The organism is Psychrobacter sp. R86515, assembly GCF_042466315.1.
Classification (GTDB): domain Bacteria; phylum Pseudomonadota; class Gammaproteobacteria; order Pseudomonadales; family Moraxellaceae; genus Psychrobacter.
In genome coordinates, this window is record NZ_JAXHCC010000001.1 from 3,178,384 (window position 1) to 3,190,805 (window position 12,422).

The window sequence follows — 12,422 nt, forward strand, 5'->3', positions numbered from 1 at the left end:
TAGCGTTTATTCTATTACGGCCAGTTTATGAACTCTGCTACCAATTCTAGCTCTGTCATTACTCATTATGTACATCATGATGATACGCTTCCTCTGTCGATGTTGCGTAAGTTGGGGCTGATCTATAGCAGCTATCGCTTCGTCGTTAGCCTGTTCTCTATGCTCATGCTATACATCTCTGCTCGTACTGGTGATGGCGCTTCTTTACCGAGTTTTTTACAACAAACGACTCTAAGCTTCTATGTACTTTTAAGCTTGATACTGCTTGGATTGTTTTATGTCGTTAGAAAACATATGCGCCGCCAACTGGCATTCGGACTGGCCTTAGACGTTATTATATTAAGTCTGCTGCTCTACACGACAGGTAACCCTGATTTGCAGTTAACCATGCTATACATGGTGGTCGTCGCAGCTAGCTTTATGCTACTACATGGCTCACAAGCATTGGTTATTACTTTACTTGCCATCATTCTCGTTATTTATCAGCAATTTTTTTACGCTATTGCTAATAGCATGAGTCTAGCTAATCTAGGTGATGCACTACTGATGTCAGCGAGTTTTTTGGCAGTGGGCGGTTTGAGTTGGTCTATCTCTCAGCGATTAGTACAGCTTGAAAAGGTCGCGGCAAACCATGCTAAGGAAGTCGAGCGACTAAACGTGATCAATCAAGAGGTTATCACGCAGATGGTGAATGGTGTTATCGTTATCGATAAGCAACATATTGTCTTAGCAAATCTTGCCGCACATCAGTTGCTGAGTCTATCACTTATCACACCTGCCACAGTGCAGAATACCTTTGAAGATGTGAAAGAGACTCAAAACAAAGCACTTCTCTCTAATTTTGAGCAGCAACTCAATAAGCAGCATTCACAGTTGTTTAATGCCTGCTTGTCGGTAGCATCTGGGCAGTCACGCGCTTTTACCTACGATGTGCCAGCTGTGGCAAATGCCTCAATATTTGGCAAATTACGTGTACAAATTATTCCACTAAAAGACGATAGTAAGCTTGTCATATTAGAAGACTTACGCCGTGAGCAAGCCAGTGCTCAACAACTGAAACTGGCTTCCTTAGGGCAATTGACTGCCAGTATTGCTCATGAAATCAGAAACCCATTAGCAGCGATATCGCAAGCCAGTCAGCTATTAATGGAAGATGTTGCAGAACAAATGGAAGATGACAGTGCATTAACAAGTGAATCGAATGCTGCCATAACCGGCAACCATGAGCTTTATGAGATGATATTTTCACAGACAAAGCGTGTAAACCGTATCATTGAGGATATTTTAAAGCTGTCTCGTCAGCAGACGGCTACTCAGCAGGTGCTCGAATTGGCTGAATGGATGCCATCGTTTTTGGAGAATTACTTTCAAGGACACGACATTTTTCTACGAATAAAAACCAAACCCATCATATCATTTGATACTCATCAGTTAGAGCAGATATTAATCAACCTAATCAACAATGGCCTGCGTTATAGCAGCTATGCTCATCCCCACGCTTATGTGGAAATCGACATTTACTGCGCAGACAACGATGTTATAATCGATATATTAGATAATGGTAATGGTGTTAGTGCTGGAAATTTAGAACTTTTGTTCGATCCGTTTTTTACAACAGATAAAGCTGGTACAGGACTGGGGCTCTATTTATCACAAGCATTTTGTGAAGCAAATCAAGCGCGTTTACTCTACATTCCTGAACATGAGAAAACATGTTTTCGGTTAATTGTACCTTCTATTAAATCTGATAATAAATTTCAAACTATCGAAGAAAATCTTACCTAGATTTATCCTTCAAAAGCTATGTGATTTCGCATTAATTTTTGCAAAATATAATATTTGAAATGAGATTATAGTATCAGTGAGTTAAGTTCCAACTCTGTATAAAACTATTACACCCATTTAGACCCAGCTATTGATTTTATAGCCATAAAATACGATGAGATGATGTATGACAACAACCGCGCTAGTCGTCGATGATGAAGTAGATTTATGTCGATTGATGCAAATTACCCTAACTAAAATGGGTATCAAAAGTGATGTGGCTTATACATTGTCGCAAGCAAGAACATTTTGGCAAGACAATGACTACGATTTCTGTCTAACGGATTTAAAACTGCCAGATGGCTCGGGACTTGAGCTGGTAAAAGAAATTAGCAATAGCTCTAATATTCCAATAGCGGTGATTACGGCTCATGGCAGCATGGATTTGGCTATTGAGGCATTAAAGCTTGGTGCCTTCGATTTTGTCAATAAACCGCTAGAACTACCACGTTTGCGCCAACTGGTAGAGAATGCCCTAAAAGTTATTCATCAAGATAACGAAGTACAGGCCGCACCAGAGTGCTCTCCTGAACAAAAAATGCTAGATAGTAGATTGATCGGTAATTCTGCTGTCATGCATCCCCTCAAAAATACTATTTTAAAGCTAGCACGCTCACAGGCACCTGTGTTTTTATCGGGCGCTTCTGGCACAGGTAAAGAAGTGGTCGCCAGATTGATCCATGATTTAAGTCCACGTCGTGATGGTAGCTTTGTACCAGTGAACTGCGGTGCGATACCATCGGAGTTAATGGAGTCGGAGTTTTTTGGTCATAAAAAAGGCAGCTTTACAGGGGCTGTCGCTGATAAACAAGGCTTATTCCAACAAGCCAATGGTGGCACGCTATTTTTAGATGAAGTAGCGGATTTACCTTTAGCCATGCAAGTTAAATTGTTACGTGCCATTCAAGAAAAAACAGTAAGGGCAATCGGTGATACAAAAGAAGTGCCAGTAGACATCCGCATTTTGTCTGCCACTCACAAAGACCTGAGCCAATTGGTACAAGATGGTGCATTTCGACAAGATTTATATTATCGCATCAATGTCATTGAGCTAAAGCTTCCAACACTTAATGCACGCCGTGATGATATTCCTGTATTAGCAGACCACTTTTTGGCGATGATTGCTGATGACTGGCAATTAGAGTCGCCGCCGTCATTGACGATGGAAGCCTGCGAACGCTTACAACGCCACGATTTTGCGGGTAATGTCCGTGAACTACGCAACTTGTTGGAGCGTGCAGTTACGTTAGCTGAAACTTCATACATAGACGTTAGTCATTTAGGTCTTCCTGACATTGAACCTGAGCTTGTAAATACACAAGAGCAAAATCATAGCTCAGCTATCGATAGCTCTGAGCCACCTGCTCGTGACGTAGAAAATCAAATAGACGTTCAATCTACAGTCCAATCAACAAAGGACGATGAGCAAGTCATTCAATCTAATCGCAATACAACGACGCCAGTTGAACAAAGGGCGACCAATTTACATCCCTATCGTACTAATACCAACCACTACCCCTCAATGGTGCAGCATTCGTCAGCTAGTAATAACAGTTCGTCAACCAACGTAGCAAATACTTATGACGAAGAATCACTCCTTGCTTCCACCGCCCAACAAGAAAGCGCTCAAGAAACTTCTAAAGACATATCAGGTTTACAAGAGTTGTTTGACGGTCAATTACCGCCTCAAGGGTTAGAACATTATTTGCAGGAACAAGAAAAGCAGCTGATTATCACGGCACTCAAACAAACTGGCTGGAACAAAACCCAAGCAGCTGAATTATTAGGAACAACCTTTCGTTCTTTACGCTACCGTATGAAAAAGCTCGAAATTTCTGAAGATGCATCTGACTAATTTCCTTTAAACGTCATCTTCAAATATTTTTAAGCGTTGAATGGTATGTGCTGTTAATTAATTGCTACGAAAATCTATTCTTTCGTAGCATTTTTTCTAACGAAGCGAATGCCAGAAACAAGCGCGCGTGCCTTTACTAATTCTAATGCTTGCTCCTCCCACGTGTTCTCGCTGCCTGATAAAGTCACATCAGGCTCTACGCCGATCTCATCTATTTGTTTGCCTGCTGCCGTCATATAATTGGCCACAGTCAATTTGACGGCTTGCTCATCGTTTAACGGTATGACTGATTGTACTGAGCCTTTGCCATAGCTAACTTCACCGATAATAGTAGCGCGTTTTTGTGCTTGTAAACTACTGGCAAGTACCTCTGCCGCTGATGCTGAATAGCGGTTTTGTAATACCACTAATGGCAAAGGTTTAAGTATCGCATCACCTTGGGTCGATAGTACCCGTGATTTATTCTGACGTGCTTGCACCTGCACTACATCGGTATCATCCATAAATAAACTGGCCACGCTCACTGCTGATGTCAGTACGCCACCTGGATTATCACGCATATCTAGCAAAATTCCTGATATCGGAGCATTTAGGTTAATTAAACCTTCTAGTAATTTTTCACGGCTGTTGTTTTGAAACGCCGGTAATTTGACAATGGCAATACCATCAACCAGTTTGGTCTCGATAATCTGCGGATGACTATTATTACGCTGCAACGTCGTTGTGTGCTTACGGCGGCCAGCTTTGGAAGTAATAATATCTACCTGCGTACCAGCAATACCTGTCAAAAGCTGCTCAACGTCATTAACCTGTCGCCCTTCGTCTAGCTTAAACTCATCAACCTGATGCAAATAATCACCAACTGCGATGCCTTTTTTGTCTGCAGGTGAATCATCGATAACCTCTGTCACGACCCAATACCCCGCCTCTGGCTGGTAATTAACCTTAATACCAATATCACCGACGTCACCCTCAGTAAAAGCACGCAGGTTCTCATAAGCTTCTGCGTCCAAAAACTCAGCATGGCTGTCAAGTTTGGTCAGCATACCGCTCATCGCATTGCTAAATAGCTCTTCATCATTGACCGCATCAATGTATTGACGACGTACTAAATCCACCACAGCCACAAATGTTTTTAGCGTCTCAGGAGAGATAGCATTTAGCGATACTTGTGCAACTTCTGCTGGAATCTCCGTATCAATATCATCGGCATCATCCGTTAGCGCGCTTTCATCTGGCACACTATCTATCGAGTCATCTGGCTCATCGGCGACATCTAACATATCAGCAATGTTAGATAAATTATCAGCGTCGTTTTCATCCGCTATCTCATCTGCATTCAAACTGATGAGCTGTAGACCATTTGTAGGATTATCATTATTTGTAGAAGCTCCCACTGCTGCTTGTGCATTTACGCTAATCGCACAACCAAGCACACCTATTAAAATTGCAGGCTGCAAAACCTTGGACGCGACGGATGCCTTCTCTACTGATTTACTTAACCCTTTGAATAAAAAAGAACGTGCAAAAGAAATAGGCTGCATAAAAGAACTCATTTGAATAATAGAGAATACGAATTTATCGTTATATAGCGATTTATAAGATAGCACCAAACGCATATTTCGAACTAGCATAGTATTGCAAGTAAATTAAGTAAAATGTATCACAAAAAAAGGAAAGGATAATAGGTTATCCTTTCCTTTTTGATATCTTCTAATACAGCTAACGAATTGATATAAACCACAGTCATTCAAGTACTGTGGTTTAACTCGACTGGCTTAGACTGCTGGAACCAATAAGCTCTCACCTGTCATCTCAGCAGGGGCGTCAACGTTCATCAATGATAAAATAGTCGGTGCCACATCACTAAGTTTACCGCCACGGCGTACTTGCAACTTTTGCTCACCTACGTAAATTAATGGTACATGCTCTGTCGTATGCTGTGTATGTACTTGACCACTTTCATAGTCTTGCATCTGCTCACAGTTACCATGATCGGCTGTGATAAGCATATCACCACCAGCTGCTCGCACTGCTGACTCGATACGGCCAACACATACATCCAAAGCTTCTACCGCTTTTACCGCTGCATCAAAGATACCTGTGTGTCCAACCATATCACCATTGGCATAATTGACCACCAATACATCATACTTACCAGACTCAATTGCCTCTACTAATTTATCAGTGACTTCAGGCGCACTCATCTCAGGCTGTAAATCATAAGTCGCAACGTCTGGAGATGGCACTAATATACGAGTTTCACCCTGATACTCTTCTTCGCGGCCACCACTAAAGAAAAATGTCACATGCGCATATTTTTCAGTTTCAGCGATACGTAGTTGAGTTTTTCCTTGATCCTGCAAGTACTCTCCCAATGTATTGGCCAAAGACGTTGGGTAGTAAGCAATGCTGGTTTTTGGATTGTCAGCTAGGACATCTGAATACTTAGTTAGCATCACGAATGCCGCTAGTTTTGGTTGTTTTTGACGCGCAAATCCAGAAAACTCATGATCTGGCAAGACAAATGCTTGGGCAAGCTCACGAGCGCGGTCAGCACGGAAATTCATAAAAATAAGTGCGTCGTTATCATTGACAGTATATGGCACTTCATCACGTCCAATTACGGTCGTTGGACTAACAAACTCATCGGTCTCACGCGCTTTATAAGCAGCTTGAACAGCGCCATCTGCCCGTGTCGATAGACGATCAGCTTTGCCTTCAGTAATCAGCTCATAGGCTTTTTGTACGCGATCCCAACGATTGTCGCGATCCATTGCATAGTAGCGGCCGATGATACTTGCAATCTGTACGCGGCCACCTTCGTAATGAGCATTCAACTTATTGATATAATCACGCAGACGATTGATGTACTTATCAGCAGATTTAGGCGGGGTATCACGGCCATCTAAAAAGCAATGAATAAAGACATTTTTGGCACCATGGACCAATGCTGAGTGACACATACCTTCGATATGGTCTTGATGAGAGTGAACGCCGCCATCAGAAAGCAAGCCCATAATATGGACATTACCGCCACGTTCATTGGCGGCTTTGACCGCATCAACCAATGCTTCGTTTTTATAAAATTCACGATTGGCAAGTTCACTTGAGATACGTGTTGAGTCCTGATAAAGAACACGCCCTGCGCCTAAGTTCATGTGACCGACTTCTGAATTACCAAACTGACCATCAGGTAAACCAACATCTTCCCCTGAGGCAGAAATCAGGCCATGAGGATATTGCTGATAAATCTTGTCTAGATTTGGCATATTAGCGGCAGCGATGGCGTTATCTTTATCTTCTTCACGATGACCAAAGCCGTCCAATATCATCAAGACATGCGGTATTTTTTTATTCTGTGCACCGTCTTGGTTATTGCTAAGCTGTGTTTTGTTATTATCAATAGAGTCTGATGCTTGTTGGGTACTGGTCATATATTACCGCTCCTCGAGTGAATGAACGCCTATAATGCTGTGTAAGGGAATATAAAGCCCTCTATATTAACACACATCTTGAAATAGCTGAAAAACTGAGCATTTTTCGTGAGTTTATGAATAATTTTATAGGGTTATCTTGCGATGATTTTTCTATGCAAGACAATATAAATGCGGCCAATTAACCAAGCTACGTATCAATCTGTAATTCAGACTTGCAATCACTCTTTTCATTGGTTAAGATAAAACTATTCTGAAGTGTTGGCTAGTAGATGTTTATTCCCTGAGCCGATAATGCTTTACCAGGATGTGGTACCTATTGTCTCATTGTGTATGCCTGCACCGCTTGCGGTGTATCAGGAAACCTGCAGAGATGATGACGCATCCGCCCTGAACTTCACGGTTCATGGGTCACCATCTTACAGCGGCACTTCGGTTGTTTCATTCGGTTAGTAAGTATATTTCTTATAATTTATTTACTACCACTAAAAAGCCCCTTTCGTCATTGATGAAAGGGGCTTTTTTTATGCTTATGATTTAACTGAATGGTTATTCGTCATTAGCAGACTTGGTAATTTTCTTGACATCTTTAGGGATTTTTTTGGCAGTACCATCAACCGTAGTATGCTGTTTAAACACATCACCAAATGGGTTTTGCTGCTGTTGACCAAATGGATTTTGACCATTCATGCCACCTGCGCCACCGAACGGGTTTTGCCCACCCATGCCACCAGCACCGCCAAATGGATTTTGACCACCACCCATTTGACCGCCCATCTGCTTGGCCATCATTTCCATCATTTTTTGCTGATTATTCATGACGTAATTATTGGCCAAGTCTTTTAGCTTTTTCTGCACAGGTGGCAATACTACCAACAGCGCCATCAAATCACTAAGCACCCCAGGAATAAGCAATAAAATACCTGCAGCTGCCATCGCGATACTCTTAATCATCGTGGTCTCTGGCGGACGCATCGCAGGGTTCATCATGCCACCAGCTTTCATTTGCTGTGCCATTGGATTAAGAGCAGCCATACCTTTGCGCATCAAGGAGATACCGATAACCGCGGCGATAATAAACCACATAAACACCCACCAGCCGCTCATAAACTGAGCAAGCAAATACCATAGTAGCATCTCGATAATAAACCAAACGATGGCTATACCAACTATCTGACCCATAAAGTGTCGTCCTATAAAATAAAAACCAATAAATTGAGCGCCATGAAAATTAAAATGGCTAACATATGATGTATATGGGGATTGGTTGCTATACTATCAAACTTAAGGCTAATTTTTAAGCTATATAGTCGGTACAATATAATTTGGATACAAGGAAGACAAACGTCAGTGCTACTAGCAGTAGGCTAAGCGAGTCTGACTCCGTATCCGATTTCTATAGGACTGAATATAAAATGACAGGTAAGTAAGACGGAATATTATGGCAATTATTATAGGGATTGACCCAGGGTCACGCATGACTGGTTATGGGATAGTACAGCAGACAGGTGACAAGCTGACCTATATCGATGCAGGAACGATTCGCACAGATACCAAAGAGATGCCTGAACGCCTCAAACGTATCTTTAATGGATTAACGCGTATCACACAACATCATTTAAAATATGCTGACGAGCCTATCTATACAGCGATTGAGCAAGTATTTATGGCGGAAAACCCTGATTCTGCACTTAAGCTTGGGCAAGCAAGAGGTGCAGCGATTGCAGCAATGGTTGCACTAGATTTAGAAGTGTCAGAATATACGGCTCGACAAATCAAACAAGCCGTTTGTGGTTATGGAGCGGCAGCCAAAGAGCAAGTACAGGAGATGGTGTGCCGGATATTAGCGTTAGAAGTTGTACCGCAACAAGATGCTGCCGATGGACTTGCCTGCGCCATCTGTCATGCTCACTCAAGCCATTCAATGAACAAGCTGATACTGAACAGCACCATGCGTGGTCGAGGTGCTTCTAAAAAGAAAGGCCGTTGGCGCTTGACCGAAGAAGATTTAGGTAACTTACGTTAAAGATCAGCGTTAAAATAGTGAGGCATTAAGATAGCGAGGTGTTGAAGCAGAAAAGCGTCAAAATAGATAAACAGCAAATTAGACACCCCATAAAAAACACGCGCTACTAGACGCGTGTTTTTTATAACTATGAGCATTTCAAAGCTCAAACTATAATAGGCTACTCTACAACTGCACTTTCAATGACAGCATCTAATATATAAGCATACTTTTCATCAGCAGTATCATCTTTAGTTGGCTCATTAGTCTCTGATAATTCATCGATGTTTAGCGGATAGCGTTGTAAGCGTAATACTTCTTCGTGTTTGCTGTCATGCTGATAGCCATCGATCTCACCAACGAATACTCGCCACTGTCCTTCGTGAGTTTTAATACCTTGATCATTGTAGGTGATAGGTTTAACTTGTAGACACTGCTCAGAGTTACTTGCTTCGCAAGGTACAGTTTCGGAGTTTACTGCCCAAAATACTGTTTCACCCTTACTGTTATATTTCGCTTGTGCAGTAAGCCTACCATTCCAAACCAGAGTTACATCATCGTCGGTAAACTGGGTTAATACTGGATTATCGCCTTGATCAATTTTGAACTCACTACTGCCCTGCATCAATGTATTCAAGGTGTTTTCAGCCACATCTAGCTCGCCACAAGACATCTTCGTACTCATACCCTCTTCAGTAGTTAAGGTATGCCCTTTTAACTGATAGCCAGCACTAATCGTATTACAGCCTACGCTATAGCTTAGCGTGTCTTGCCCTTGATACTGGTTGAAGGCAAGCGTTACCTGACTGTTGATATTCGCAAATTCAGCCATAGGTTGTTCATTGGCGTCGACTGCATTTACTAACGTCCAACGATGATGAGATAAGGTAGTCGTCAGCTTGTCTTGAACAGTTAATTCAACAGGTTCTGATTCGTCTGATGTAGGGCTCATACTAGATACCAGACCTTCACTTACGGCTAAGTCTGTCATCTCACCAGCTTCAGCACCCTCTAATGTATCATTTTCACTAGACACCGCTTCTTTTTGACACGCACTTAGCATCAGACTAACTGCCATCATACTGGGTAATAGCAGTAATTTTAACGTTGGCTTATTTCGGCTACCTACCATATTACATACCTCTTAGTAAGCTTGTACAACTTATCTCGCGTACCATCTATGTTTTGAAAACCTATTCAAAAGAAGTAATAATTTAAAAGCATCCTCTTAAATGAACGTTTTAAAAACATAATTGATATAACTAAGCTAGATTAACCACTATAACCTTGGCTCTATTAACCTATGTAACGAAATGTTGATTTTTATTATATTTCATAAAAAAACAGCTAACGATTGAGGTTAGCTGTTTTGCTTTATAGCGATCAATTTACCAAATAGGTTAATAGATAAGTTTCATGATTTAAACTATTTTTCTACGGCGTGTCCTCATTTTAAAAATGGTGATAAAAATGAGATAAATCGCAGTCAAACAAGGAAAATAGCGCAGATAATATCGAGATATTAGTCAGCTATTTGACGCCATTTGGCAAGATTTAGCCATTTTTAACCCATTTAGATAACTATCGATTGAATTGAGGACACGCCCTAGAACCTTTTAGTCATCCACACTGGAGGTTTGGCTTTAGCCATATTTTTAATACTGAAACGTTCATTCATCTTTTGATAAAAACGAGCCAGGTTTTCGCCTTGTTCATTAGGATTAATTTTTAATACTTTACCAAAATCTAAGCTGAGATATAGCACGATATCCGCAAAACTTAATTGCTCGCCTACTAGGTATTCGCGACCTTCTAATATCGTCTCAAAGTAAGCCATGGCTTTAACAGCACGAGCAATCGATGGTGCGACGAACTCGGGCACTTGCTCAACACGTTGTGCTTTAGATGGATGACTGTGCTGAAACGCGAGCATCAAGTTGTACATCACTTCAAACTCTGCAACACGGCGCATAGAGCAAACTTGCGCACGCTGTACCACATCATTACCCATGACCGAACGCTCACCGTAAACACGATCCAGATACTCACAAACTGCCTGCGAATCATTCAATACAGTACCATCATCTAAGGTCAAAACAGGTACGGTCTGCATCGGATTCATTTGCGTAAAGGCTTCTGACATTTGCTCATTTGCCGCAAAATCAATATCAATCACATCAACATCATCCATATCATCGACATCGATACCTTTTGAAGCCAATAAGATAAGCGCTTTACGCGGATTGGGCGCTGTACGGGTAATATATAGTTTTTTCATAGCAAACTCCTTGTAAGAATGATTGGACAGCGATTTGACGCTGATACGCTTTATTATGGTTATTGTACTGATAAGCACAAATATTGATACGCTATACCACAGTTATAGCCTAATCTGGCCATCATGGCAAAGTGTTATTAATCATAAAGTAGAAATAATAAAAGCCCCATAACCTTGAGTCATGGGGCTTTATTTAATTACATTTACACATCAGTATAATTATTTGTTTGGTGCAGGTGTGGTGCGTAGATACGGCTTAATCTCTTTGTGACCTTTTGGATATTTTGCAGCGATATCTTCGTTTTTCACGCTTGGCGGAATGATTACGTCATCACCATCTTTCCAGTCTACAGGTGTCGCAATGTTATACTCATCCGACAACTGTAGTGCGTCGATTACGCGGATAATTTCATCAAAGTTACGGCCACAGCTAGCAGGATATGTCAGTGTTAAACGAACTTTTTTGCTTGGATCAATGATAAAGACACTACGTACTGTATGAGTGCTGTCGGCATTAGGATGCATCATGTCATATAGTTCAGCGACTTCTTTATTAGGATCAGCGATGATTGGGAAGTTCATATCTGTGCCTTGAGTCTCACCGATATCGCTCGCCCACGCTTTGTGATCTTCTAGACTATCAACAGAAATACAAATCGGCTTTACATTGCGCTTTTGGAACTCGCCATTTAATGCAGCGGCACGACCAAGCTCAGTGGTACATACTGGCGTAAAATCTGCTGGATGCGAGAAGAAAACGACCCAATGATCACCTGCCCACTCGTGAAAATTGATGTCACCTTCTGTGGTTGTAGCGTCAAAATTTGGTGCGGTATCACCTAAACGTAAATGTGCCATGCTTGATTCCTTAGCTATGTGAATGAACGCTTATATCGACACGTCGGCCTCGCGTTCTATTATTATCATTGACGTGCTCAGCTATCAAATATAACATAAAGCACATCCGTAAAAACTGACTTTATCTTAACAAACTGGTTATGAATGTCTTGTGACGGATTGTAA

The 12,422-nt window shown here is 41.5% G+C and carries 9 protein-coding genes and 1 other RNA gene; 4 read left to right on the forward strand and 6 right to left on the reverse strand.

Annotated elements, in window-relative coordinates; genetic code table 11:
• Positions 1–27: 27 nt before the first annotated feature.
• Both SJY28_RS13035 and SJY28_RS13040 read left to right on the forward strand, forming a co-directional pair.
• The gene (locus SJY28_RS13035; RefSeq protein ID WP_379544802.1) at positions 28–1,785 is read left to right on the forward strand and encodes a sensor histidine kinase; all 1,758 of its coding nucleotides are present in this window, start codon (positions 28–30) and stop codon (positions 1,783–1,785) included.
• Positions 1,786–1,951: 166 nt separating this feature from the next.
• Positions 1,952–3,679 (forward strand): sigma 54-interacting transcriptional regulator, encoded by a 1,728-nt coding sequence (locus SJY28_RS13040; RefSeq protein WP_379544803.1) that lies wholly within the window; start codon positions 1,952–1,954, stop codon positions 3,677–3,679.
• A 74-nt stretch (positions 3,680–3,753) separates the two neighbouring features.
• On the opposite strand, the gene SJY28_RS13045 is transcribed toward SJY28_RS13040, so the two are convergent.
• The gene (locus SJY28_RS13045) at positions 3,754–5,223 is read right to left on the reverse strand and encodes a S41 family peptidase (protein ID WP_379544804.1); all 1,470 of its coding nucleotides are present in this window, start codon (positions 5,221–5,223) and stop codon (positions 3,754–3,756) included.
• A 234-nt stretch (positions 5,224–5,457) separates the two neighbouring features.
• Positions 5,458–7,116 carry a 2,3-bisphosphoglycerate-independent phosphoglycerate mutase gene (gene gpmI / locus SJY28_RS13050; protein WP_379544805.1) on the reverse strand — a complete coding sequence of 553 codons (1,659 nt, stop codon included), beginning with the start codon at positions 7,114–7,116 and terminating at the stop codon, positions 5,458–5,460.
• Positions 7,117–7,363: 247 nt separating this feature from the next.
• Here gpmI and ssrS point away from each other — a divergent pair.
• A non-coding RNA gene (gene ssrS / locus SJY28_RS13055) (6S RNA) lies at positions 7,364–7,559 on the forward strand.
• 106 nt (positions 7,560–7,665) lie between these two features.
• Here ssrS and SJY28_RS13060 read toward each other — a convergent pair.
• On the reverse strand, positions 7,666–8,298 hold the full coding sequence (locus SJY28_RS13060) for an FxsA family protein (RefSeq protein ID WP_379544806.1): 633 nt from the start codon (positions 8,296–8,298) through the stop codon (positions 7,666–7,668).
• 259 nt (positions 8,299–8,557) lie between these two features.
• On the opposite strand from SJY28_RS13060, the gene ruvC reads away from it, so the two are divergent.
• On the forward strand, positions 8,558–9,142 hold the full coding sequence (ruvC, locus tag SJY28_RS13065) for a crossover junction endodeoxyribonuclease RuvC (protein WP_379544807.1): 585 nt from the start codon (positions 8,558–8,560) through the stop codon (positions 9,140–9,142).
• 160 nt (positions 9,143–9,302) lie between these two features.
• Here the strand turns inward: ruvC and SJY28_RS13070 are convergent, their stop codons facing one another.
• The 3 genes from SJY28_RS13070 to SJY28_RS13080 all read right to left on the reverse strand — a co-directional run bounded on the left by SJY28_RS13070 (position 9,303) and on the right by SJY28_RS13080 (position 12,257).
• Positions 9,303–10,253, reverse strand: a complete 951-nt coding sequence (locus SJY28_RS13070) for an META domain-containing protein (protein WP_379544808.1) — start codon at positions 10,251–10,253, stop codon at positions 9,303–9,305.
• Between the two features lie 474 nt (positions 10,254–10,727).
• Complete coding sequence (locus SJY28_RS13075; RefSeq protein WP_379544809.1) at positions 10,728–11,399, reverse strand: glutathione S-transferase family protein; 672 nt, start codon at positions 11,397–11,399, stop codon at positions 10,728–10,730.
• Positions 11,400–11,618: 219 nt separating this feature from the next.
• The gene (locus tag SJY28_RS13080) at positions 11,619–12,257 is read right to left on the reverse strand and encodes a peroxiredoxin (protein WP_057760978.1); all 639 of its coding nucleotides are present in this window, start codon (positions 12,255–12,257) and stop codon (positions 11,619–11,621) included.
• Positions 12,258–12,422 lie beyond the last annotated feature (165 nt).

Bases quoted from the DNA above. Each gene is read 5' to 3' on its own strand.
- SJY28_RS13075 (WP_379544809.1), bottom strand. From the start codon at position 11,399: ATGAAAAAACTATATATTACCCGTACAGCGCCCAATCCGCGTAAAGCG.
- SJY28_RS13080 (WP_057760978.1), bottom strand. From the start codon at position 12,257: ATGGCACATTTACGTTTAGGTGATACCGCACCAAATTTTGACGCTACA.
- gpmI (WP_379544805.1), bottom strand. From the start codon at position 7,116: ATGACCAGTACCCAACAAGCATCAGACTCTATTGATAATAACAAAACA.
- SJY28_RS13045 (WP_379544804.1), bottom strand. From the start codon at position 5,223: ATGCAGCCTATTTCTTTTGCACGTTCTTTTTTATTCAAAGGGTTAAGT.
- ruvC (WP_379544807.1), top strand. From the start codon at position 8,558: ATGGCAATTATTATAGGGATTGACCCAGGGTCACGCATGACTGGTTAT.
- SJY28_RS13035 (WP_379544802.1), top strand. From the start codon at position 28: ATGAACTCTGCTACCAATTCTAGCTCTGTCATTACTCATTATGTACAT.
- SJY28_RS13040 (WP_379544803.1), top strand. From the start codon at position 1,952: ATGACAACAACCGCGCTAGTCGTCGATGATGAAGTAGATTTATGTCGA.
- SJY28_RS13070 (WP_379544808.1), bottom strand. From the start codon at position 10,253: ATGGTAGGTAGCCGAAATAAGCCAACGTTAAAATTACTGCTATTACCC.
- SJY28_RS13060 (WP_379544806.1), bottom strand. From the start codon at position 8,298: ATGGGTCAGATAGTTGGTATAGCCATCGTTTGGTTTATTATCGAGATG.